Origin of the sequence: Flavobacterium potami (assembly GCF_020026915.1) — a bacterium.
In the GTDB taxonomy this organism is placed as follows: domain Bacteria; phylum Bacteroidota; class Bacteroidia; order Flavobacteriales; family Flavobacteriaceae; genus Flavobacterium; species Flavobacterium potami.
The window spans coordinates 668355-688717 of record NZ_JAINUY010000002.1 but is presented as its reverse complement, the minus strand read 5'-3'; the positions used below and the strand labels follow the sequence as shown (position 1 = coordinate 688717).

Sequence of the window (20363 nt, the reverse complement as noted above, 5' to 3'; positions counted from 1 at the left end):
CAAAATGCTGCTTTTATTTTATCCTTGAAATTGACTAATTTTGTCAAGACTAAATTTTTCATAAAATGAAATCACTTTTAAAAAATGCTAGAGAACAAAAAGGCTTAAAAACTCGCGAATTGGCTCAGCTCGCTGGTATTGATCAGGCTTTAATTAGCAAATTTGAATCTGGTACTAGAAAACCAACTAAAGACCAAGTAACTAAACTATCTCAGCTTTTAGAAATTGATTATGAAACTTTAATGGTCGGCTGGCTTAAAGAAAAAATCCTTTATGAAATTGGTGATGATGAATTTGCTTTGAAGGCTTTAAAAGTTGCCGAAGATGAAATCAAATACAACAAAACAGTTTCAAATCTTAAATTATCAACTTCATTAGAAAAGATTCTAAAAGAAATTGATTCATTAAAAGAAAAACTAGATTCGCATCGCCAGTTTGACAGTTTTAAAATTAAACAAGCACTCGAATTAGAATACACTTTTGAAAGTAATAGAATTGAAGGAAATACCTTGACGCTTCGTGAAACTGACATGGTTATTAATGAAGGTTTGACAATTTCCGGAAAAAGTATGCGCGAACATCTTGAAGCTATAAACCACCAAGAAGCAATTGGTTTTATAAAAGAATTGATGAACAAAAGCAATTCGTTAAACGAACGGGATGTTTTATCAATTCATAATTTAATTCTTCGAGGAATTATTCCAGAGGATGCAGGACGTTACAGAAAAGTTCAAGTAATGATACAAGGAAGTTCGCACATGCCTCCACAACCTTTAATGCTTCAACAAGAAATGGAGGAGTATTTTATTTGGTATGAAATCAACAAAAACAAATTGCATACCGTCATTCTAGCTGCTGAAATGCACGAACGTTTAGTCACAATTCATCCTTTTATTGATGGGAATGGCAGAACGTCAAGATTAATTATGAATTTAATATTGATGCAAAAAGGGTATCCAATAGCCAATATTAAAGGTGATTATGAAAATCGAATGCAATACTATCAATCTTTAGAAATAGCCCAAACTAAAAAAGACAAAGAAGATTTTTTCCTTTTCATTGCACAAAGAGAAAAAGAAAGTTTAGAAAGATACATTTCAATTCTAACTCAATAAAAAAGCCCGTATAAAACGGGCTTTTCTTTTAATTTTTATCTTCTAATAAAGGAACAAATCTAAACTCTCCAAACTCATGTTTTTCAAATTGAGTTTCATTCTTTCTGATTAATAATGTCATAATCTGAACATCTTCTCCTAGCGGAATAACAAGCCTTCCTCCTATTTTCAACTGAGCCATTAAAGGCTGCGGAATAAATGGAGCACCAGCTGTAACTATAATACTGTCAAACGGAGCAAAATTTGGCAATCCTTTATAACCATCTCCAAAAGAAACATGTTTTGGACGAATGTTTAACTTTGGAAATAAATTTGAAGTTGTCTTAAATAATTCACTTTGTCTTTCAACAGTAAATACTTTAGCGCCAAGCATAAACAAAACTGCAGTTTGATAACCAGAGCCTGTTCCTATTTCTAAAACTTTATGATCTCTCTTAACTTCAAGCAATTGCGACTGAAAAGCAACCGTATAAGGCTGAGAAATAGTCTGTCCTGCTCCAATAGGAAATGCTTTGTCCTGATATGCGTAATCTTCAAAACTTGAATTCAAAAAAAGGTGTCTCGGGATTTTTTTTATCGCTTCCAGAACCGCTCTATCAGTAATTCCTTTTTGCTCTAAAGTAGTTACTAATTGATTGCGAAGTCCTTGATGTTTGGCAGTGTCTCTCAAAATGGGTAGGTTTTATTTTGGCAAAAATAAGAAACAAAAGAGGATTTCAAATATTGATTTTTAAATAATAAAGTGTAAAGTCAAAAGTCGAAAGTTAAAAGCGATAAATTGTCAGGCTAAGCGAAGTCGAAGGCTTTAATGTTTTAATTATACGCCTTTCGACTTCGCTCAAGGTTACAATCGAAGACAAAGATGTAATTTACGACCAACAACACGCAAAAAACGACCAACAACTCATAACTAACAACAAACATTTCACAAATCACAATCCATAATTCGCTAAATTCATTTTCACGTTAAACAAATAAATTATATTTTTGTTTAAAATACATTCTCATGTTAAAAGTAGGAGTTTTAGGTGCTGGTCATCTTGGTAAAATACATTTACGCTTATTACAACAATCTGACAAATACGAATTAGTTGGATTTTACGACGAAAATCAAGAAAATGCCGAAAGAATCTCAAAAGAGTTTGGCTATAAAAACTTCAGCACAATTGCAAAACTCATTCACGCTGTCGACGTGATTGATATTGTCACTCCAACACTTTCACACTACAAATGTGCAAAAGTTGCGATCAAATCTGGAAAACATATCTTTATAGAAAAACCAATTGCCAACACGGTAGAAGAAGCCGAAGAAATCATTGCTTTAGCCAAAGAATACAATGTGAAAGGTCAAGTTGGTCACGTAGAGCGCTTTAATCCCGCTTTTATTGCTACAAAAAACATGATCGAAAATCCGATGTTTATAGAAACGCATCGTTTGGCAGAATTTAATCCGCGTGGTACAGATGTTCCTGTGGTTTTAGATTTAATGATTCATGATATTGATGCTATTTTAAGTGTTGTTAACTCAAAAGTAAAAGACATTCACGCTAGTGGCGTATCAGTAATTAGCGATACTCCAGATATTGCCAACGCTAGAATCGAATTCGAAAACGGATGCGTAGCAAATTTAACAGCAAGCAGAATTTCATTAAAAAATATGCGTAAGTCACGTTTCTTTCAAAAAGACGCTTACATTTCGGTTGACTTTTTAGAAAAAAAATGCGAAGTGGTTCGTATGAAAGACGCGCCAGAAGTTCCTGGAGATTTTGATATGATTCTTCAAAATGCCGAAGGCGTAAAGAAACAAATCTATTTCACGAATCCAGATGTAGAACAAAACAATGCAATTTTGGACGAGTTAAATTCATTTGCTGATGCGATCACCAACGATACAACTCCTGTTGTAACATTGGAGCAAGCAACTGATGCATTGCGAGTGGCATATCAAATTATTGATTGTTTCAATAAATAAGTAAATTTCAAAAAAATAAATTAGCCACGAATTCACGAATTAATTAGTGAATTCGTGGCTAAATCATAAAAAAATATCTACCAAAATATGAAAACAATAGCTGTAATTGGAGCTGGAACAATGGGTAACGGAATTGCGCATACTTTCGCGCAAAGCGGATTTACCGTAAAATTAATCGACGTTTCTGAAAAATCATTAGATAAAGGAATGGCAACTATTGCAGCCAATTTAGATAGAATGTTATCTAAAGGAACAATTACGCAGGAAGATGTTGCCAGAACGATCACTAATATCATTACGTATACAGATATAAAAGATGGTGTTGTAGGCGTTGATTTAGTAGTTGAAGCTGCAACTGAAAATGTGGAATTAAAACTGAACATCTTCAAACAATTAAATGAATATTGCTCTCACAATACGATTTTAGCAACTAATACTTCTTCTATTTCAATTACACAAATTGGTGCTGTTGTAGCACATCCTGAGCGCGTTATCGGAATGCACTTTATGAATCCGGTGCCGATTATGAAATTGGTTGAAATCATTCGCGGATACAATACAAGTGATGAAGTAACCAAAATCATCATGAATTTATCTGAAAAATTAGGTAAAGTTCCTGTTGAAGTAAACGATTATCCTGGTTTTGTGGCAAACAGAATTTTAATGCCAATGCTAAACGAAGCAATTGAAACGTTATACAATAAAGTGGCTGGAGTTTATGAAATCGACACGGTAATGAAATTAGGAATGGGCCACCCGATGGGACCTCTTCAATTGGCTGATTTTATTGGTCTAGATGTTTGTCTTGCAATCCTTAATGTAATGTACGACGGATTCAAAAATCCAAAATATGCTCCTTGCCCACTTTTAGTAAATATGGTTAGAGCTGGAAAATTGGGAGTAAAATCTGGTGAAGGTTTTTACGATTATAGCGAAAGTAAAAAAGCAGAGAAAATCTCGAAGCAGTTTATTCTCTCATAAAAAAGAAATATCATGTCGATTCAATCGAATTTAAATACAATCAAGGCAACTTTACCTGAACATGTAACTCTAGTTGCCGTTTCAAAAACTAAACCTGTTTCAGACTTGATGCAGGCTTATGAAGCTGGTCAACGTATTTTTGGAGAAAACAAAATTCAGGAAATGACTGAAAAATGGGAACAAATGCCAAAAGACATTCAATGGCATATGATTGGTCACGTTCAGTCGAATAAAGTCAAATTTATGGCGCCGTATGTGACTTTGATTCACGGTGTTGACAGTTTGAAATTATTACAAGAAATAAATAAACAAGCTTTAAAAAATAACAGAATTATAGATTGTCTTCTTCAAATTTATATTGCAGAAGAAGAATCTAAATTTGGTTTGGACGAAAAGGAATTAAATGAACTTTTAACTTCTGTTGAGTTCAAAGAATTAAAAAATATTCGTATCTTAGGTTTGATGGGAATGGCCACTTTCACTGAAGACCAGAACCAAATAAAAAAAGAATTCACACATTTAAAATCTATTTTTGATTCTATCCAAAAACTGCAGTTTGTTGATTTAAAAACAATTTCGATGGGAATGTCTGGAGATTATCAATTAGCTATAGAATGCGGAAGCACAATAGTGAGAATTGGAAGCAGCATTTTTGGAGGAAGGTGATTTTCAATATCAATTACAATTTCAAAAATCAATGTCAATTGTAAAGAAATCAAAAATCACAAATTTTAAATGGAAAAAATATTCAATTTTGAAGATCGATTAGTTCGATTCGCTGGAGAATGTATTTTCTTTACAAGACAATTAGAAAAAATATTTGAAAACGAATACTATAAAAATCAATTAATAAGATCTTCAGGAAGCGCTTCATTAAATTTCGGAGAAGCACAAGGAACAATAAAAGATAAAGATTTTATTTTTAAAGTTTCATAAGTTGTTAAAGAGTTAAAAGAATCTAGAAATTCTTTAAAAATTTTAGATTACATCAAAGAAGGAGATAACGACAAAAGAAATAAACTTCTAATTGAAGTCGAGCAGCTTATCGCTATTTCATCAAAAATGATAATAAACAAAAAATAATTTTCAATATCAATGACAATCGCAATTACAATAACAATTTTCAAAATTGATATTGATTTTTGATATTGTAATTGCCATTGATTTTTTGACATTGACATTGAACATGTACGCAATACTTGACATAGAAACCACTGGAGGACAATTTAATGAAGAGGGAATTACTGAAATCGCCATCTACAAATTTGACGGACATGAAGTAGTTGACCAATTCATCAGCCTCGTTAATCCCGAAATTCCGATTCAGCCCTTTGTAGTAAAACTGACTGGAATCAATAACGCTATGTTGCAATCGGCACCAAAATTCTATGAAGTTGCCAAACGTATTATAGAAATCACTTCAGATTGCGTAATTGTGGCTCACAATGCTTCTTTTGACTACAGAATACTTCGTACAGAATTCCGTCGTTTAGGCTACGATTTTGAAGCCAAAACCCTTTGCACAGTAGAATTAGCAAAAAAACTAATTCCAGAACAGCCTTCATATAGCCTTGGAAAACTAGTACGTTCACTTGGAATTCCAATGGCAGACAGACATCGTGCGAGCGGAGACGCTATGGCAACGACCAAGTTGTTCAAAATGCTTTTGGAAAAAGATGTTGAAAAAACAATTGTAAAAGATTTTATAAAACTAGAAATAGAAAAAGGAATCTCTCCACGATTTTTAGATCTCATAAATCAAATGCCTGCCAAAACAGGAGTTTATTATATCTATAACGAAGGCGGAACTTTGATTTACATTGGTAAAAGCCAAAATATCAAAAAAAGAATTAATCAGCATTTTACAGGAATAACAACCAAAAGCAAAAGAATTCAGGCCGAAGTCTTTACTATAACTTATGACGAAACCGGAAGTGAATTAATTGCACTTTTAAAAGAGAGCCAAGAAGTAAAAGTAAATCGACCACGATACAATCGCTCACAGAAAAAATCTTTTTTCCCTTTTGCTTTGTACGCAGAAAAAGATGCAAGCGGTCACATTAATTTAAAACTCGAAAAAGCAGACGGCCGTAAAAAAGAAATTACCTCTTTTACTTCCTTACAGGAAGGAAAAAACATGCTTTTCAAATACACGGCAAAATATCATTTATGTCAGAAATTGACAGGTTTATATCAAACCAAAAAAGAATGTTTTCAATACAAAATCAAAGAGTGTGATGGCGCATGCATTGGTGAAGTTACGCCCGAAGTTTACAACTTAAGAGTACAGCAATTTATTTCGGAAAACAGTTTCGAAAACAAGAGTATGGTTTTAATTGACAGAGGAAGAAACATAAACGAAAGAAGCGCAATCTTAATCGAAAACGGAACTTACAAAGGCTATGCTTATTACGATTTAAATTATCAAATTACCAATATAGATATTTTAAAAAATATTCTTATTCCGATGCAGCACAATCGTGATGTAAAAAACATTATTCAAAGCTATATTCGCAAAAGCAAGTCAATAAAAATCATGCATTTTTAATACGATAAACTTTACGTATCTTCGCGATATGAGAAAAAATAAATCGAAATACGAGATTTTTAGAGAGAAAATCAAGATCATTCTCTACGGAACAAACACCATTTTGGGCCGAATGTTCGACTTGGTTCTCCTAGGTCTTATATTACTCAGCGTACTTTTGGTAATGCTCGATACTGTAGAAGGCATTAATCATAAATACCATCACCAACTTCTTGTTTGCGAATGGATTATCACAGCATTCTTTACTTTAGAATATATTTTAAGAATAATTGCGATACAAAAACCTGTAAAATACGTTTTTAGCTTTTACGGAATCATAGATTTGATGGCTATTTTACCAATGTATCTGTCCATCTTTTTTCCTGCAACAAATGTCTTGACAATAGTACGTGTATTGCGTTTTTTCAGATTATTCAAAATTCTGCATATTCCGCAAATTTCGCATCAATCCTATCAGCTCAAAGAAGCGCTGCAGGCAAGTAAAGAAAAAATCCTCGTTTTCATTTATTTTGTTGTTATCAGTGCCGTAATCATAGGAGCATTAATGTACGTTGTCGAGGGCAAAGAAAGTGGTTTCACCAGCATTCCGGTCAGCATTTACTGGGCTGTAGTAACATTAACAACGGTTGGTTATGGTGATATTTCGCCAATTACACCGCTTGGACAATTCCTCGCATCACTTGTCATGATTATGGGTTACGGAATAATCGCTGTTCCAACCGGAATAGTAACGGCAGAATTTGCCAAAGCAAGTCTTAGAAATTCTTCGGTAAGCGGAAAAAGAACCTGTTCGCAATGCAAAGCACAACTACACTTTGATAATGCAAAATATTGTTATCAATGCGGAAAAACACTACCAAATAATTAATTTTTGAAGCTAATCCAGCTGTACATTGCAACTCCTCCTTATCTTTGTTGTTTTTTAAAGTCATAAAAGGAGCTTCCGCTGGTCGCTCTTTTATTGCAAAAAAACAAACAAATATAAGTCCGGGGTTTCCATTTCCATCTGGGCTAAAAAATATGAAATACCTAATAACAATCGTCGGACCAACAGCCATAGGCAAAACAGCCTTAAGTATTGCTTTGGCACAACATTTTAAATGTGAAATTATCTCTTGCGACAGCCGTCAGTTTTTTAAAGAAATGACCATTGGAACAGCTGTTCCAAGTCAGGAAGAATTAAACGCAGCGAAACATCATTTCATTCAAAACAAATCGATTTTTGAAAATTATACCGTTGGCGATTACGAAAAAGAAGCCCTTTCAAAACTAGAAGAATTATATCAAAATAATGATTTTGCAATTCTTATTGGCGGATCAGGTTTGTATGTTGATGCCGTTTTAAAAGGTTTTGACGAATTTCCAGAAATCAATCCAGAAGTTCGCTTAGAAGTAAATTCAAATTACGAAAAACTCGGAATCGAATATCTGCAAGAGCAACTAAAAAATCTAGATCCCGATTATTATCAGAAGATAACAATCGAAAACCCGCAGACTTTACAAAATCCACAGCGAATGATGCGTTTTGTAGAAGTTTGTATTGGATCACAAAAACCATATTCTTCATTTTTAAGTTTGAAGAAAAACAATCGAAACTTCACTCCTATTGTAATTGGTTTAGATGCAGATAGAGAAATAATCTATAACAGAATCAATCTGCGTGTCGACATCATGATGAATGAAGGTTTGCTAAAAGAAGCAGAAACGCTTTATCCTAACAAAGAGTTAAATGCTTTACAAACGGTCGGTTATAGAGAATTATTTAGTTATTTTGACGGAGAATTCACGTTGCCATTCGCAATTGAAGAAATTAAAAAGAACACACGAAGATTTTCAAAAAGGCAATTAACGTGGTTTAAACGAAATGAAAACACCAAATGGTTTGATTATGCGTTAGATAGAAAACAAATCATAAACTATATTGAAGAGCAAGTAAAATAATCTTTTCTCTTTGTTCTATATTCTTTGTTCTCTTCTCTAAAAAATCTAAAATCAACAATCTAAAATCTAAATTTAGAAAATGCCAATATCACCAAATTTCACATCAGTTTTAAGCAAAGACTGGGAAATTAATTTTACACAGTGTACGCCAAACGGCTACTTAAAATACACCGATTTATGTAATCTTTTACAACTGACAGCTGCAGCTCATTCAGAAGTTGGCGGAATTAGTTTTACAGACATGCAAGAATTTGATCAAGCTTGGGTTTTAAGCCGCATGCGTGTCGAAATCAACGCTTTACCAAAATGGCAAGATGTTGTAACGGTAAAAACATGGATTAACAGTCTAGAAAATTCACGTTCGGTTCGTGCGCTTGAAATGTATTTAAATGGAAAAAAAATTGTTGGAAGCGAAACGTATTGGGCCGTTTTCAATACCAAAGCACGCCGTCCAGAACCTTTGGCTTTGCCATATGAACATTTCGAACTTTTTCCAGATAATAGAGCAACTGTTGAAGGCTTCTCCAGAATCAACATCAATCCCGAAAAAGAATCAGTTTTCGAAAAAACCGTTTATTTATCTGATTTAGACATTGTAAATCATGCAAATAATGTAAAATATTTAGAATGGTGCCTCGATCATGTTGACGCAAAAAGAATTCTAAAACAAGAAGTTAAAAGCTTTGAAATGAATTTCTTAAAAGAACTTTCTCTAAATGATCAGGTTGTTATTCATGAAAATGATAATGAAGATCATTCTGCAACAACTTTTAGTATTACAAAAGGTGATAAAAATTGTTTCGCTTTAGAATTGCATTGGAAATAATTTTTTAGCCACGAATTTCACAAATTTCCACTAATTTTTAAAACTTTGAAATTGCTATTATTAGAGTTTCTGTGTGATAAAAATCCCCAAAATCTTTTTAATCTTTAGCAAGAAAGAATTTGTGAAAATTTGTGAAATTCGTGGCAACCAGAAAATAAAAAAAACGATGCAATTCCTATAGAACTGCATCGTTTTTAGCTTAATTAAAATCATTTCGATTTCTTTTTGGAATTTTTCTTATCCTTTTTAGGTTTCTTCTTTTTCAGCAAATCCATTTTACTTTTAATTCGTTTTTCAACTTCGCTGATTCCAGAATCATATTCATGCTGAATAGAATATAATTTTGCCTGTTTAATTTCTTTCAAAGCCTCTTTAAATTTGTGCTGCACTTCCAAAAGAACCGCTTTCTTTACATAAAGCTCAGACTTATTAATTCCTTTAATCTTCAAAGCAAAATCTATTAATTTCTGTGCTTCTTCGAAATCTTCGTTCAAAATCAAAGTTTGCAAATAATACGGATATACTTCAAGAGCGTGAATATTAATCGCTAAAGCTTCCTGAAAATAGGATTTAGCCTCTTCGTAATTCATTAATTGCTCTGCCTGAATTCTTCCATATAAACACAAAACCATCGTGTTTTTTGAATCATAAGAAAAAGCATAATCCAAAGATTCTATTGTTCCTTCAAGCCAAAACGGATAATTATCCAAAGCCTGAAAAAGGTATTTATCAATTGTTTTCATTTTATGTGTCAATATTTATTGTTTTTTTTGGTCACATATAATTCGCATATCACTATTGTTTTTTGCGACCAAATTTTCAATTATGCTCATTTCGTAAATCGTTTTTTAGTTTCTGACGAGTTCCTTTATAACTTTTCTCCACTTTATTCTTTTTAAAATCACTCCCCGTAAAAACTCTAATCGGATTTCCACGCTGTACATTCAGCTGATTTTCCCATTGTTTTCCCACATGATCTTTAAGTTGCAGCAGTTTCTCGTCTTCTAGTTTTTTAATTAATCTTTCTGTTGCCAGTTTTTTGTTTTGATGTTGCGAACGGCTGTCCATAGCTACAACCGCAATTCCTGTTGGAATATGAGTCGCCCTAATCGCAGAACTCACTTTATTTACATGCTGTCCTCCTGCTCCCGAGCTTCGCATTGCCTGATATTGAATATCATTTCCTGAAAATAAACTGTTTTTTTGCTGTTCAATTTCAAAAATGCCAATAAACCAGTTTTTACGTTTGTGCATTTTCCTAAATTGACTCTGGCCAATCCATTGAACCGTTCCAATCCAGGAATTTACAAACTGGTCTGCATTTTTTCCTTTTATAGCAATCGAAGCTGTTTCTACAGTTCCGTTTTCAGTTCCTGTTTCTCTTTGCAATAAAACTGTTTCCAGTTGGTGTTCCTGCGCTTCTTCGAGTACTTTTTTAAGCACTTGGGCAACAACCCAAGTGCATTCTGCAGGTCCGCGACCCGCTGTTATCTGAATTATTCTTTCCATTTTTAAATCTCTTCTTAGCGGTCCATTCTAACAATTTTAGGAGTAAATGTTCCTAAAACTTCAACTAGATCCGTTTGGTTTGCCATTACTTTTTCAATGTCTTTGTAAGCCATTGGAGCTTCGTCGATATTACCGCCAATTAAAGTCAAATCGTGTTTCTTCAATTCTTTATTAATCTGACTTTGCGTGAAACTGCTTTTACATTTCGCTCTCGAAAACAAACGTCCCGCACCATGCGAAGCTGAGTTTAAACTCTCAGAATTTCCTTTACCTTTCACAATAAAACCGGGCGATGTCATTGAGCCAGGAATAATTCCCAACTGACCTTCGCCTGCTGGTGTCGCTCCTTTTCTGTGCACAATGCATTCTTGTCCGTTTACCAATTCTTTCCAAGCAAAATTGTGGTGATTTTCAATCGTTACCACTACTCTTTTCCCGATTGCTTTAGCTATTCTTCTATGAATATCATCATGACAAGCTTTTGCATATTCTCCAGCTAAATTCATTGCTAACCAATATTCTTGACCGTCATGCGTATTCAAATCTAGCCAAGCTAAATGCTGCACATTTTTCGGTAACGGACATTGTTTTGTTGCCAAATACGTGTAATGTTTCGCAATGTTAGCGCCCAATCCGCGAGAGCCACTGTGTGACAAAACAGCAAAATATTCTCCTTTTTCCAATTTCCATTCGTTTTCTGGATTATCAATTTTTGCAATTCCGAATTCTACAAAATGATTTCCTCCACCCGAACTCCCCAATTGCTTGTATGCTTTTGGCAAAAGATTCTTTAATAGCGGAATATCTTGAAATTCGCTTTTATGAAAAACTTCATGATCTACTCTTGAAGCATGCGTTTCATACATTCCAAATTTGGTATTGTCTTTTAAAATTGCTTCCAGTTGGTGTTCTCTTCCTTTGAAATGAGAGGCTGGCAAATCAAAAATCGAAAGACTCATTCTACATCCAATATCAACACCAACACCGTATGGAATAATAGCATTATCAGTCGCTAATACTCCACCAATTGGTAGTCCATAACCTGAATGTGCGTCTGGCATTAAAGCTCCTGCAACCGAAATGGGCAATTTCAACGAATCGTATAATTGAAATTTTGCCTGTTGATCGATTTCATTTTCACCAAAAATGGTAAAAGGCGCTCTTGTTGCTTTCAGCTGATGCATTCGTACCTGAACTGGTTTAATTAAACCTTCGGCAACTTTTCCCCAAGTTCCGTTTCCTTCGTATTTTTCAGGATTTAGCAGAACATCTTTTGCTTCTGTTAGAATAGATTCCTTTTTTTCTCTTTTTCTATATCTGTTTATCTGCCCTAAGGCGATGTTTATTGAATTGTTCTTTGGAAAACCTAATTTAATCAGGTCTTTTCCGGATAATTTATTTCCCATAAATTTTTTAATTATTTTATTTTGGGCGTACTAATGAATTCCAAGTTTCATAAATCTCAAAATGAAACATTAGTGCGCTGAATTTTTTATCCGTTCGGATAAATTTTAAATCTTTTTTCGGGAAAATTTTGAAGAGTCTAGAATAAAAAAAAGCCCGAAACTTATTGTCTTCGGGCTTTTTTATATATCTAAAAATATATTTCTAGGATTGAAATAAGCCACGAAGAATTGCTTCACCAAATCCGTTTGGTGTAAAGCTCTGAGATGTCGATGTAAGTACAAACACTATTTCTTCGTTTTAAAGGGTTATTATTTTTTTCGTGTGCAAATATTCATAATACTTTTTATATTTTCCAAATTATTTTTAAAGAAAATTCTTCAAAATAAAAAAGGAAATTAATACGATCAGCACACATCACGTTTTAAATATTTAAAAATCAACAAATTAAACCAAACAATAATACGTTAAAAAAAATAAACTTTAGGCATAAAAAAAGCTCTGATAAATCAGAGCTTTATATTTTTTTAGTGAATTATTATTCAGAAACTTTGCTTTTTACAACTAGTCTGAAACCTTCTCCGTGAATGTTTAAAATTTCAACATCCTCATCAGATTTTAGGTATTTTCTCAATTTAGCTATATAAACATCCATACTTCTTGATGTAAAATAGTTGTCATCTCTCCAGATTTTAGTTAAAGCTAATTCTCTTGGCATTAAGTCATTTTCATGAAGAATAAGCATTTTAAGCAATTCATTTTCCTTTGGAGACAATTTAATTGGCTCTTCATCTTGGTATGTCAAGAATCTCAATTTTGAATTTAAATGGAATTTTCCAATATTAAATTCAAACTGTACTTGTTCTGCTTTTGTATCTGCAGATTTTCTTTGAATGATTGCTTTAATCTTCATTAAAAGAACTTCTGAATCAAAAGGTTTATTTAAATAGTCATCAGCACCAGCTTTGTATCCTTTTAATACATCTTCTTTCATAGATTTTGCTGTCAAGAATATAATTGGCACTTCGCTGTTCTTTTCTCTAATTTCTTTTGCTAAAGTATAACCATCTTTATAAGGCATCATTACGTCAAGAATACATAGATCATATACATCTTTCTTGAATTTTTCGAAACCTTCCATACCGTTTTTAGCTAAAGTAACTTCAAAGTCATTTAACATTAGATAATCTTTAAGAACCGCCCCAAAATTTAGGTCATCTTCTACTAAAAGTATTCTTTTGTTAGTATTTTCCATATTTTAATTTATTAATGGTATTTTTATTATAAAGGTACTACCTTTTCCTTTTTCGCTTTCTACATATACTTGACCGTTATGGTCTTCTACTATTCTTTTCACATAAGCCAAACCTAAACCGTGACCTTTTACATTATGCAAGTCACCTGTGTGTTCTCTGTAGAATTTCTCAAAAACTCGTTTCTGAGCTATCTTACTCATTCCCAAACCATGATCTCTCACTTTTATTAAAATCATATCTTTCACGTTTTCAGTAAAGATTTCGATTTTCGGGATATCAGGAGAATATTTTATAGCATTTTCTAAAATATTTACCAAAACGTTTGTAAAATGAACTTCATTTACCAAGCAAGTGGTTCTCGCTGCATTATAATGTTTTACAACACTACCTTGTCTGTCTTCCAAAATTAAGTTTACATGTTCAATAGCATCGTCAATAATATCTGTAACTATTGTCGGTTCTTTGGAAATATCCAATTCTCTCTTTTCCAATTTTGAAATTCTGAGAACGTTTTCAACCTGAGCATGCATTCTTTTATTCTCATCTCTAATCATCTGAAGATAACGATAAACTTTCTCTTTATCTTCAATAATTCTAGGATTTCTAATAGCATCTAGTGCTAAATTTATAGTTGCAATTGGAGTCTTAAACTCATGCGTCATATTATTAATAAAATCTGTTTTGATTTCAGAAATATGTTTCTGACGTAGTAACTGGTTTAAAGCGCTTGTGTATGCTACAATTATAATTAACGTAAAAACTATCGACAGAATAGTAATACTCAGTAATTCAGACAATAAGAACTTCTTTTTGTGTGGAAAAGTAACTGATAATTCATATTTACTATTTCCTTCATTATCTGTATAAATCGGAATATTATAAGTGGCATCTTTATCATAATGAAATCCGTCCGATTTTATCTTTGTCTGTGCACCACTGCTATAGATTCCAAATTCAAACTTGGTTTTAACGCCATATCCCTCAAGCTCTTTCTTTAATAATTTATAAAGTTTGTCTTTTGTGATTCTTCCTTCAATTGGAGTTAAAGACGCTATATCTTTATATTGAATTTGCTGTTGGACTTTGTTTAAAATATCTAAACTTCCTGATTTTTCAAATCTTTGATCAGGAATTATACTTTGACCTAAATTGTTATTATCAATACCGTTGTTGTTATTGTAAACCTCTGTTACTCTTTTTGAACTGAAATTCTTAAAACGCTCGCTGCTGAACTTTTTATTAAAAACAGATCCGTTGATATCATAATCTTCAGATGTTAGAGTACTCGAATAAACAATTGTTTTGTTCGTCTTTGGGTTTCTTTGTACATAAAGTACTTCCAGTAAATCTTCTTTTTTTGGAATTTTACCCGTACTGTCTTTAATACGGTTGTATTTGTCGTAGAAACTGTACTCTTCTTGTTGTTCCAGCTTATCTGCAACATTTCCAATTACTTGAGTAACGTGGTATTTAAATTGTTCTTCATTGTTCTTGAACGAAGAATTAAACCAAAATACCTGCACCAAAATGATCCCTATCAAGGACAAGCTCATCAGTAAAACAAGTATTCTAAAAAATAATTTATTCATCGAAACAAAATTAATATTTTAACAATATACTAAATAATACATTAACCAAATATTAACATTTAAGACTGATTTTGTTTTATATTTAAAATTTTAAGAATTTTAACAACTTCTTCCTTAGCAATTTTAAGATTATTGTTATTAATCACGAAATTGCTCATAGAAATTCGTTTTTCGTCATTCCACTGCATTTTCATTCTGCTTAAAACTTGTTCTCTTGTAGTTTTATCCCTTTCAATAACTCTTTCAATCCTAACTTCTTCAGGAGCTGTAACTGTTATAATTACATCACATTCTTTATAACGCCCGCTTTCAAATAATATAGCAGCTTCATAAATTACGTAATCATAATTTTTATAATCCTTCATCCACAATTCAAAATCTCTTTTTACACCGGGATGTACAATTGCATTTAATTTTGCTAATTGTTCTTTATCATTAAAAACTATCTGAGCTAATTTTGCTCTATTTAAAACTTCTTCATCAAAAATGTCCTTGCCAAAAACATACTTTACTTCTTTAAGAATTTCATCTGACTGCATTACTCTTTTGGCACCATCATCGGCTATGTAAACAGGAACACCCATTTCATTAAAATAGTTGGCAATGGTCGTTTTACCACTACCAATTCCTCCTGTAAGACCAATAACTTTTGTCATTACTACAACTTAAAAAACATACGTGGAAATGCCTCTTGTGGTTTTTTCTTTAATAAAATTACTTTTACAAAGGATTTTAAAAATCCTGTACCATAACCATAGAATTGTTTCCAAACTGCTATTACAGATAAATATCCAATTTTGATACTTTTATTTTGAATACTCGCTGTAAGAAAAATTATAACGAAATATACGAAATATAATTGTAATAAAATATCAATATTGAAAATTAACAATAAAAAAGCTAATAATAAACCTAATATAAATAGTGTTGGAAAGAAGAAAGTAAGCTTATTATGTTCTGGATACCAACTATTTAAAATCGGCCTTGCTATACCAAATTTATTGACCTGAATAGAGAATTTTTCCCAGTCAATTCTCCTTTTATGATACACATAAGCTTCTTTAAACAGTCTTGTTTCAAAACCTAAGTTCCATAAACGGATAGATAAGTCGGGATCTTCTCCCGGATGTATATTACCAAAACCTCTTGATGCTTCAAAAGCTTTTCTGGAAATTCCCATATTGAAACTACGAGGCTGAAACTTATTTATCTTCTCAGAGCCACCTCTAATTCCTCCAGTAGTAAGAAATGAAGTCATAGCAAAATTGATTGCTTTTTGAATATCCGAAAAGCTGTCAAGTGCTTTATCAGGGCCTCCGAAACAATCCACGTATTTCTCATCCAATTCTTTGCGAACTTCTGACAAATATTGAGACGGAATAATACAATCTGAATCAAAAATGATAAAATAATCACCTCTTGCTCTCTGCATACCAAAATTTCTGGAATCACCCGGTCCAGAATTTTCTTTAAAATAATAGGAGATATTTAATTTCCCTTGATAATTCATCACCACATCTCTGCATGGTATTGAAGATCCATCTTCAACAAGAACAATTTCAAAAGCTTCATTATAATCAGATTTTGAGAGACTTTCCAAAAGCTCATCAACTTCATCTGGACGATTATACACGGGTATAATTAAAGAAAAAATCATAGCAGACTTCGCGGTATTAAAAGGGTATATTTTATTAAATTAAAAATTTTAACAAAGATATGGTATATTAACAAAAAAACCATCAACTTTTCATTGATGGTTTTTTGTTTTACAAGTAGTAAAATATGTTATTTGATACTTTCAATTTCAACAACTTCATTTGCCTCTGCATTGTAATCAACACCCGCAAATTCAAATCCGAATAAATTTAAGAAATCACTTCTGTAACCTGCAAGATCACCAATTTCAGGCAATGTTTCTGTAGTTGCTTCCAACCAAAGTTTTGCCACTTTTTCCTGAACATCTTCACGCATTTCCCAGTCATCAATTCTAATTCTCCCTTTTTCATCTACAGGAACCTCAGAACCATTATATAATCTGTCTTGGAATAAACGCTGAATTTGTTCTATACAACCTTCATGAATTCCTTCTTCTTTCATAATTTTATACAAAAGAGAAATATATAATGGAATTACTGGAATTGCAGAACTTGCTTGAGTTACTAAAGCCTTGTTTACAGAAACGTAAGCTTTTCCTCCAATAGATTTCAAAGAATCTGAAATAGTAAATGCTGTAGCTTCTAAATGGTCTTTTGCACGACCGATAGTTCCTTTACGATAAACTGCTTCTGTCAATGAAGGCCCGATGTAAGAATAAGCAACAGTTGTAGCTCCATCTGCCAATAAATTTTCATCTTTCAAAGCATCGATCCACATTGCCCAATCTTCACCTCCCATAACAGCAACTGTATTTTCAATATCCTCTTCGTTTGCAGGAGCGATTGAAACTTCTGAAACCTTTCCAGTATGAAAATCAACTGTTTTGTTTGTAAATGTTTGTCCGATTGGTTTTAAAACTGAACGGTGTGTTACACCTGTATTTGGATTTGTACGAACTGGCGAAGCTAGACTATAAATTACAAGATCAACTTGTCCTAAATCTGCTTTGATTAAATCTAAAGTTTCTCTTTTTATTTCGTTTGAAAAAGCATCTCCATTGATACTTTTTGCATACAAACCTGCTTTATGAGCTTCTTTTTCAAATGCTGCAGAATTATACCATCCTGGAGAAGCGGTTTTTCCTTCAACTGGCGGTTTTTCAAAAAACACTCCAATTGTTGCTGCACCAGAACCAAAAGCACTAGTAATTCTTGAAGCTAAACCAAAACCTGTAGAAGCTCCAATTACCAAAACTTTTTTAGCTCCAGCAATCTCTCCTTTTGATTTTACGTATTCGATTTGATTTTTTACATTTTGCTCAGCTCCCGTTGGGTGGGCAGTCAAACAAATAAATCCTCTCATTCTAGGTTCTATAATCATCTTGCAATTATTTTTTTTGTATTATTTCAATTTCAGTTTTAATTTTTCAAAAATAGACATTTTATCCTTAACCCTTTTCATATTAGCATTCATATTCTCAATAAAATTTGGGTTTAATGCATTTTTGGTAGCTTCTTTATAATAATTATAAGCCAGCGAATAGTGTCCTTCATATTCTGCCATTCTCCCTAATTCACTGTTATAAGTAGAGTTATCTGCATTTTCTAAATTGGCCAAAGTAAATTTAATATGTTCTTTAGCTTCATCATATCGTCCTAAATCTATCAACAAATAAGTGTAGTTTAAATATGGTGCAGGATATTTAGGATCAAATTTTATAGACAATTTGTAATGATAAACTCCTTTTTCGTAATCGCTTAATTTATTATAGTAAATCCATCCCAAATGATTGTGGGCTTTTCCAAAATCAGGATACTGAGATAAAATATCTTCTAATAATTCTTTTGCATCAGCTGAATTACCTTCAGAAATTAATGCATCTGCTTTTATAAATTGATTTTCGTAAAAACTCAAACTTTCCATTTCTATAATTTAATTCAATAATTGTTTTGCGTGGTTCAAAGCTGAATCTGAAACGTTTGCTCCAGACAACATTTGGGCAATTTCCAAAACCCTTTCTTCTTGTGATAAAAGTTTTAATTCTGATTGTGTATCATCTCCAACAGTAGATTTTGAAACTTTAAAATGAGAATCTCCCTTTGCTGCAATTTGCGGCAAGTGCGTTATCGCAAATATTTGCATTGTATTACTCATTTCTCGCATAATCTCTCCCATTCTAATTGCTATTTCTCCAGAAACCCCAGTATCAATTTCATCAAAAATCAAAGTTGGCAATTTTGAATATTTAGCTAAAATAGCTTTAACGGCTAACATAATACGAGACATTTCTCCTCCCGAAGCTACTTTTTTCAATAGACCAAAATCGCTCCCTTTGTTTGCAGAAAATAAGAACTGTAATTCGTCCTTTCCGTTTTGAAAATAATTTTCAGACGGTACAAGTTCCATTTTAAAACGAGTATTAGGCATCCCTAAAGTCTGTAAAATCGAAATTAACTGTTCTGATAATTTTGGAATTGCATTGATTCTATTTTGATGAATTTGAGCGGCATAATTATCAAGCTCCAAAGCTTTTGCATCAATAATCTTAGACAATGAAGCTATTTCTTCATCCATATTATCCAACTCCAACAAATTATTCCCTAAATCAGCTTGAATTTGAAGCAGATCATCAACAGAAGTTACCTGATGTTTTTTCTGTAAATTATAAATCAACTGTAATTTTTGATTTATTAATTCTAATTGTGCTGGATCATTCAATAATTTTTCTGAAGAACTTTCTAATTCTTTAGAGACATCATCAAATTCAATAGTCAAGCTCGTCACTCTTTCAAACAGATTTTGATACTCTGAAGAAAATGGAGCTACTTTTTGCAATGCATTTTTAATTTCGTTTAAATTATGAAAAACTCCAAATTGTTCTTCATTTGCAATTGCCAAAGATTTATCTAAAGACTCTTTAATTATCTCAACGTTATTCAACTTTTCATAATCTACCTCCAACTCCTCCTGTTCGCCAGATTTTAATTGAGCCGAAACTAATTCATTCAATAAAAAAGTATTATACTCCTGCTCTTTTCCTGCATCACTTTGTTTTTTAAGTAAAGCATTTAACTTTGTTTTGTCTGTTTTATACGATTTAAGGAGTTTTTGATATTCAGCAATTACTTCTGAATTATTTGCGATAGCGTCAATAATCTTAAATTGAACATTTTCATCCGATAATTCCTGTGTTTGCTGCTGTGAATGAATATCAATTAAATACAAACTTAAATCCTGCAATTCCTGAAGGTTTACAGGACTATCATTTATAAAAGCACGAGATTTACCTGAAGGCAAAATCTCTCTTCTAATAATCGTTTCCTCTTCATAATCCAGATCATTAGCTTCAAAAAATTCTTTTAGATTGTATTTCCCAATTTCAAATTGCGCCTCAATTATACATTTTTCTTCTTTATTTTTCAAAGAACTTAGATCAGCTCTTTTTCCCAAAACAAGACCAATTGCACCTAAAATAATTGATTTTCCTGCACCTGTCTCACCTGTAATTATAGAAAAACCTTTAGAAAAATCTATCGCAAGTTTTTCAATAAGAGCATAATTTTTAATTGACAGTGACGTAATCATAGGGCAATTTTGTAAAAATGAAAATTAAAGAAGTTTTTTTT

At 32.4% G+C, this 20363-nt stretch carries 20 protein-coding genes; 9 read left to right on the top strand and 11 right to left on the bottom strand.

From position 1 onward, the window contains the following. Window positions 1–65: 65 nt before the first annotated feature. Window positions 66–1115, top strand: a complete 1050-nt coding sequence (locus tag K6T82_RS08855) for a Fic family protein (protein ID WP_223705567.1) — start codon at window positions 66–68, stop codon at window positions 1113–1115. A 28-nt stretch (window positions 1116–1143) separates the two neighbouring features. On the opposite strand, the gene K6T82_RS08850 is transcribed toward K6T82_RS08855, so the two are convergent. Next, a complete protein-coding gene (locus K6T82_RS08850; RefSeq protein ID WP_223705566.1) occupies window positions 1144–1785 on the bottom strand; it encodes a protein-L-isoaspartate(D-aspartate) O-methyltransferase in 642 nt (213 codons plus the stop codon). 336 nt (window positions 1786–2121) lie between these two features. Between K6T82_RS08850 and K6T82_RS08845 the strand changes: the two genes are divergently transcribed. From K6T82_RS08845 to K6T82_RS08810, 8 genes are all read left to right on the top strand, one after another. Further along, complete coding sequence (locus tag K6T82_RS08845) at window positions 2122–3087, top strand: Gfo/Idh/MocA family protein (protein ID WP_223705565.1); 966 nt, start codon at window positions 2122–2124, stop codon at window positions 3085–3087. Between the two features lie 87 nt (window positions 3088–3174). Continuing rightward, the gene (locus K6T82_RS08840) at window positions 3175–4068 is read left to right on the top strand and encodes a 3-hydroxyacyl-CoA dehydrogenase family protein (RefSeq protein ID WP_223705564.1); all 894 of its coding nucleotides are present in this window, start codon (window positions 3175–3177) and stop codon (window positions 4066–4068) included. Window positions 4069–4080: 12 nt separating this feature from the next. Continuing rightward, on the top strand, window positions 4081–4734 hold the full coding sequence (locus K6T82_RS08835) for a YggS family pyridoxal phosphate-dependent enzyme (RefSeq protein WP_223705563.1): 654 nt from the start codon (window positions 4081–4083) through the stop codon (window positions 4732–4734). 69 nt (window positions 4735–4803) lie between these two features. Then, complete coding sequence (locus K6T82_RS08830; protein WP_223705562.1) at window positions 4804–5004, top strand: four helix bundle protein; 201 nt, start codon at window positions 4804–4806, stop codon at window positions 5002–5004. Window positions 5005–5254: 250 nt separating this feature from the next. After that, window positions 5255–6616, top strand: a complete 1362-nt coding sequence (locus K6T82_RS08825) for an exonuclease domain-containing protein (protein WP_223705561.1) — start codon at window positions 5255–5257, stop codon at window positions 6614–6616. A 28-nt stretch (window positions 6617–6644) separates the two neighbouring features. Beyond that, window positions 6645–7484 (top strand): ion transporter, encoded by an 840-nt coding sequence (locus K6T82_RS08820; RefSeq protein WP_223705560.1) that lies wholly within the window; start codon window positions 6645–6647, stop codon window positions 7482–7484. A gap of 152 nt (window positions 7485–7636) precedes the next feature. Then, window positions 7637–8557, top strand: a complete 921-nt coding sequence (miaA, locus tag K6T82_RS08815) for a tRNA (adenosine(37)-N6)-dimethylallyltransferase MiaA (RefSeq protein ID WP_223705559.1) — start codon at window positions 7637–7639, stop codon at window positions 8555–8557. Between the two features lie 79 nt (window positions 8558–8636). After that, window positions 8637–9383: an acyl-[acyl-carrier-protein] thioesterase gene (locus tag K6T82_RS08810; protein WP_223705558.1), complete on the top strand. Its 747-nt coding sequence runs from the start codon at window positions 8637–8639 to the stop codon at window positions 9381–9383. Window positions 9384–9592: 209 nt separating this feature from the next. On the opposite strand, the gene K6T82_RS08805 is transcribed toward K6T82_RS08810, so the two are convergent. The 10 genes from K6T82_RS08805 to recN form a co-directional block, all read right to left on the bottom strand. Continuing rightward, entirely contained in the window at window positions 9593–10126 is a 534-nt protein-coding gene (locus tag K6T82_RS08805; protein WP_223705557.1) for a hypothetical protein, read from the bottom strand. A 76-nt stretch (window positions 10127–10202) separates the two neighbouring features. Continuing rightward, complete coding sequence (prfH, locus tag K6T82_RS08800; protein WP_223705556.1) at window positions 10203–10892, bottom strand: peptide chain release factor H; 690 nt, start codon at window positions 10890–10892, stop codon at window positions 10203–10205. Window positions 10893–10906: 14 nt separating this feature from the next. Further along, the gene (locus K6T82_RS08795) at window positions 10907–12298 is read right to left on the bottom strand and encodes an RtcB family protein (RefSeq protein ID WP_223705555.1); all 1392 of its coding nucleotides are present in this window, start codon (window positions 12296–12298) and stop codon (window positions 10907–10909) included. 536 nt (window positions 12299–12834) lie between these two features. Continuing rightward, window positions 12835–13551: a response regulator transcription factor gene (locus K6T82_RS08790; protein ID WP_223705554.1), complete on the bottom strand. Its 717-nt coding sequence runs from the start codon at window positions 13549–13551 to the stop codon at window positions 12835–12837. Between the two features lie 3 nt (window positions 13552–13554). Further along, window positions 13555–15141, bottom strand: a complete 1587-nt coding sequence (locus K6T82_RS08785) for a sensor histidine kinase (RefSeq protein WP_223705553.1) — start codon at window positions 15139–15141, stop codon at window positions 13555–13557. Window positions 15142–15200: 59 nt separating this feature from the next. Next, the gene (gene coaE / locus K6T82_RS08780) at window positions 15201–15797 is read right to left on the bottom strand and encodes a dephospho-CoA kinase (RefSeq protein WP_223705552.1); all 597 of its coding nucleotides are present in this window, start codon (window positions 15795–15797) and stop codon (window positions 15201–15203) included. A 2-nt stretch (window positions 15798–15799) separates the two neighbouring features. Further along, on the bottom strand, window positions 15800–16798 hold the full coding sequence (locus K6T82_RS08775) for a glycosyltransferase family 2 protein (protein ID WP_223705551.1): 999 nt from the start codon (window positions 16796–16798) through the stop codon (window positions 15800–15802). 128 nt (window positions 16799–16926) lie between these two features. Further along, window positions 16927–18117 (bottom strand): enoyl-ACP reductase FabV, encoded by a 1191-nt coding sequence (fabV, locus tag K6T82_RS08770; protein ID WP_223705550.1) that lies wholly within the window; start codon window positions 18115–18117, stop codon window positions 16927–16929. 21 nt (window positions 18118–18138) lie between these two features. After that, on the bottom strand, window positions 18139–18660 hold the full coding sequence (locus K6T82_RS08765; protein WP_223705549.1) for a tetratricopeptide repeat protein: 522 nt from the start codon (window positions 18658–18660) through the stop codon (window positions 18139–18141). Window positions 18661–18669: 9 nt separating this feature from the next. Continuing rightward, window positions 18670–20322 (bottom strand): DNA repair protein RecN, encoded by a 1653-nt coding sequence (recN, locus tag K6T82_RS08760; RefSeq protein WP_223705548.1) that lies wholly within the window; start codon window positions 20320–20322, stop codon window positions 18670–18672. Between the last annotated feature and the right edge of the window lie 41 nt (window positions 20323–20363).

What these genes read in the sequence shown, in the direction of transcription:
- K6T82_RS08820 (WP_223705560.1), top strand. Translation starts at nt 6,645, where the DNA reads ATGAGAAAAAATAAATCGAAATACGAGATTTTTAGAGAGAAAATCAAG.
- K6T82_RS08810 (WP_223705558.1), top strand. Translation starts at nt 8,637, where the DNA reads ATGCCAATATCACCAAATTTCACATCAGTTTTAAGCAAAGACTGGGAA.
- K6T82_RS08785 (WP_223705553.1), bottom strand. Translation starts at nt 15,141, where the DNA reads ATGAATAAATTATTTTTTAGAATACTTGTTTTACTGATGAGCTTGTCC.
- K6T82_RS08830 (WP_223705562.1), top strand. Translation starts at nt 4,804, where the DNA reads ATGGAAAAAATATTCAATTTTGAAGATCGATTAGTTCGATTCGCTGGA.
- K6T82_RS08790 (WP_223705554.1), bottom strand. Translation starts at nt 13,551, where the DNA reads ATGGAAAATACTAACAAAAGAATACTTTTAGTAGAAGATGACCTAAAT.
- K6T82_RS08795 (WP_223705555.1), bottom strand. Translation starts at nt 12,298, where the DNA reads ATGGGAAATAAATTATCCGGAAAAGACCTGATTAAATTAGGTTTTCCA.
- K6T82_RS08805 (WP_223705557.1), bottom strand. Translation starts at nt 10,126, where the DNA reads ATGAAAACAATTGATAAATACCTTTTTCAGGCTTTGGATAATTATCCG.
- recN (WP_223705548.1), bottom strand. Translation starts at nt 20,322, where the DNA reads ATGATTACGTCACTGTCAATTAAAAATTATGCTCTTATTGAAAAACTT.
- K6T82_RS08825 (WP_223705561.1), top strand. Translation starts at nt 5,255, where the DNA reads ATGTACGCAATACTTGACATAGAAACCACTGGAGGACAATTTAATGAA.
- K6T82_RS08845 (WP_223705565.1), top strand. Translation starts at nt 2,122, where the DNA reads ATGTTAAAAGTAGGAGTTTTAGGTGCTGGTCATCTTGGTAAAATACAT.
- K6T82_RS08855 (WP_223705567.1), top strand. Translation starts at nt 66, where the DNA reads ATGAAATCACTTTTAAAAAATGCTAGAGAACAAAAAGGCTTAAAAACT.
- K6T82_RS08765 (WP_223705549.1), bottom strand. Translation starts at nt 18,660, where the DNA reads ATGGAAAGTTTGAGTTTTTACGAAAATCAATTTATAAAAGCAGATGCA.
- K6T82_RS08775 (WP_223705551.1), bottom strand. Translation starts at nt 16,798, where the DNA reads ATGATTTTTTCTTTAATTATACCCGTGTATAATCGTCCAGATGAAGTT.
- K6T82_RS08835 (WP_223705563.1), top strand. Translation starts at nt 4,081, where the DNA reads ATGTCGATTCAATCGAATTTAAATACAATCAAGGCAACTTTACCTGAA.
- miaA (WP_223705559.1), top strand. Translation starts at nt 7,637, where the DNA reads ATGAAATACCTAATAACAATCGTCGGACCAACAGCCATAGGCAAAACA.
- coaE (WP_223705552.1), bottom strand. Translation starts at nt 15,797, where the DNA reads ATGACAAAAGTTATTGGTCTTACAGGAGGAATTGGTAGTGGTAAAACG.
- K6T82_RS08840 (WP_223705564.1), top strand. Translation starts at nt 3,175, where the DNA reads ATGAAAACAATAGCTGTAATTGGAGCTGGAACAATGGGTAACGGAATT.
- prfH (WP_223705556.1), bottom strand. Translation starts at nt 10,892, where the DNA reads ATGGAAAGAATAATTCAGATAACAGCGGGTCGCGGACCTGCAGAATGC.
- fabV (WP_223705550.1), bottom strand. Translation starts at nt 18,117, where the DNA reads ATGATTATAGAACCTAGAATGAGAGGATTTATTTGTTTGACTGCCCAC.